Source organism: Streptomyces sp. NPDC022910, from assembly GCF_055561075.1.
The window spans coordinates 1-2,308 of the sequence record NZ_JBVHHL010000152.1; the positions used below are offsets into that span (position 1 = coordinate 1).

2 protein-coding genes are annotated in these 2,308 nt (G+C 70.1%); both read right to left on the reverse strand.

What is annotated here, in order from left to right; genetic code table 11:
* Positions 1–34: 34 nt before the first annotated feature.
* Positions 35–1,354, reverse strand: coding sequence for an IS701 family transposase (locus ACZ3TS_RS42775; RefSeq protein ID WP_467628609.1), 1,320 nt, complete (start codon positions 1,352–1,354; stop codon positions 35–37).
* A gap of 165 nt (positions 1,355–1,519) precedes the next feature.
* A complete protein-coding gene (locus ACZ3TS_RS42780) occupies positions 1,520–2,215 on the reverse strand; it encodes a hypothetical protein (RefSeq protein WP_467628612.1) in 696 nt (231 codons plus the stop codon).
* Positions 2,216–2,308 lie beyond the last annotated feature (93 nt).

Consider the following 2,308-nt stretch of genomic DNA (forward strand, 5'->3'; position numbering starts at 1 on the left):
CTTGAGTTTCGCGGTTTTGGCGGGCCTGATGTGATCATGCTGCGTGGGTGAGTCCTGCTTGGGCCCAGGCTTGCTGGACGGTCCGGATTTCGGCGTCGGTCGGCTGGCCTGCGGCAGCGGGAAGAAATCGGGCGGCGATGATCACGCGGCGGAGCTTGGCGAGCATGTCGGCGAAGGCTGGGTCGGTCTTGGTGGTGTACCAGGGGGCCTGCTCACGGCGGTTGGCTGCGTCGTTCGGGTGGTGGCCGTGCAGCGCGTACCAGACGACGGTGATCGAGTAGCAGTACAGGCCGAATGGGACGGTGCGACGCACCGCGTTCTCGGTGCGGCTGCGGGCCTGCCCGACGCCGAGTAGGGCGCGGGCCTCGGCGAAGGTGACCTCGATGGACCACCGCCAGGCGTATCTGGTGATGAGCGCCGTGGCCGGGGTGTCGGGGTCGGTGGTGACCAGGGCCAGGTCGTAGGCGGTGTCCGTGCCGTCGTCGCGGATCAGGATCACGCGGACGGTCTGGGTGTGGAAGGAGCCGTACCACAGGCACCGGACCTCGGCGATCCGTACCTGGTCGGTGCGGCCATAGCGTTTGACCCGCGCGGTCGTGAATGTCGCGGTCGCCGCGAGGTCGGCGGGCGTGCCCAGCCGGGCGCCTTTGAGGCGGGGGCGGCCGCGTCTGCCGGTCGGCGGTGGCGCGAGGTCGAACAGCACGGCGTTGGCCGGCAGCCGGGTGGTGAGGGTGATCGCCTCGGGCAGGTGGCGCAAGGCTTTGCCGTGATAGGCGGCGTCAGCCACGACATGTAGTCGCCGGTCCAGGCACACGGCCAGCAACCGGATCATCGACGCGGCGAGTTCGACCTTCGACGGCCCGGTCTTCGGCCGCCACAGCCTGGCTGCCACCGGCAGGCACACCGGCCGGGTGAGGAACGGCAGCTCCACGACGATCCCGACCACCACGAAGCACGTCCCCCGCCCAACCGGCTTGGCTCCGGCCGCCGCGCCGTCGTGCTGCCATGCGGCACCGAACACCTTCTTCCCGCGCCGCTTGAACAGCGTGTCGTCCACCGCGACCGTCACCGCCGCGCCGTGTGGCAGCAACGTCCTGACGATCAGGTGCGCCAGCGCGATCCCCAGGATCTCGACGTTCCAACTCGCCCGGGAGAAGAAGGAGTGGGCCCGGTCGTGCGGCCAAGCGCGGGCCAGACCCGCCCCCGTCAGCATCCCGGTCACCGTGCCGGCCCCGGTCTGCGCGACCAACCCGGTCACCATCGCGGTGAAGGTCTCGAAGCTCGGCGCGGTGAACACACGCAGCGTCTCCAACACGGCCAGCAAGGACGCCGGTACCGGCGGACTCGGAAGCATCGGCGGATCCCCTCCCCGGCGTGGTCGCCACACCGCTGATGCTGCCGCCGTCCGGCCTGCGGACAGCCCGAACCAGCCGGCCCGTCACCCGCCGGGGTGATCGTCTGCCGGCTCACGCGCCCCGGACAGTTACCGGCGCGCCCGGAACAGCCGACGCCGCCGCGGCTACTCGGGGAAGGCGAGGGTGTAGTGGAAGCCGTCGTCGCCGACGGCGTGTCGCAAGGTCCGCATGATCGCCTCGGGATCGTCGTAGGGGCCGTTGACGTAGAACGGCTTGCCATCACGACCGAAGCGGATCGGGCTGGGGCCGGCTGGCTCACCGAGCACAACGGCGGCGGCATCGAAGTCCGCCTCGGGAGCGAACCCGAGCTCGCGGGCGTAGTCGGCGGCGCCGAACACCAGGGCACGGGCAAGCTCGGCGGGAACCTGCACATGCCCCTCGAAGGCGCTGAAGTAGGCGTGCCGGTGCGCAGCCAGCTGACTCGGGGTCATCGGCTCCGGAGGCAGCGCGTTCTTCACCCCCAGGCACCACACATCCAGCAGGAACCCGGCAACCTGGGCCTTCGCGGAGCGCGCACTGTCCGCGGCGACGAGCACGGCGACAAGGCCGCGCACCTCCTCGGCGTCGGAAGCCCCCGGGTCAAGGCTTGTCCACTGCGGCGTACCCTCAAGATCCACACTGCGGCTCCAGCCGGCGTTCACCCAGCAACGCGGCTCGTCACGGCCCGACACCGAGACCTGCACAGCGCCGTTGAGCACCCCGACGACATCCCTGACGCCCACCCCCAGCGTCCTGGCGATCGCCTTCGCTGACCGACCCTGCTGGTCCAGCTGCCGTACCTGTTCTACAAGCTCATCCACAGCCTCACCCTATGGCCGCCGCCAAGACCACAGGACCCAAACACCAGCACCTACAACCGCCAGAGTGACCCTGCGAAAACGGCGAAACTCGAG

Coding starts and splice junctions, on each gene's coding strand:
- ACZ3TS_RS42775 (WP_467628609.1), bottom strand. CDS start 1,354: ATGCTTCCGAGTCCGCCGGTACCGGCGTCCTTGCTGGCCGTGTTGGAG.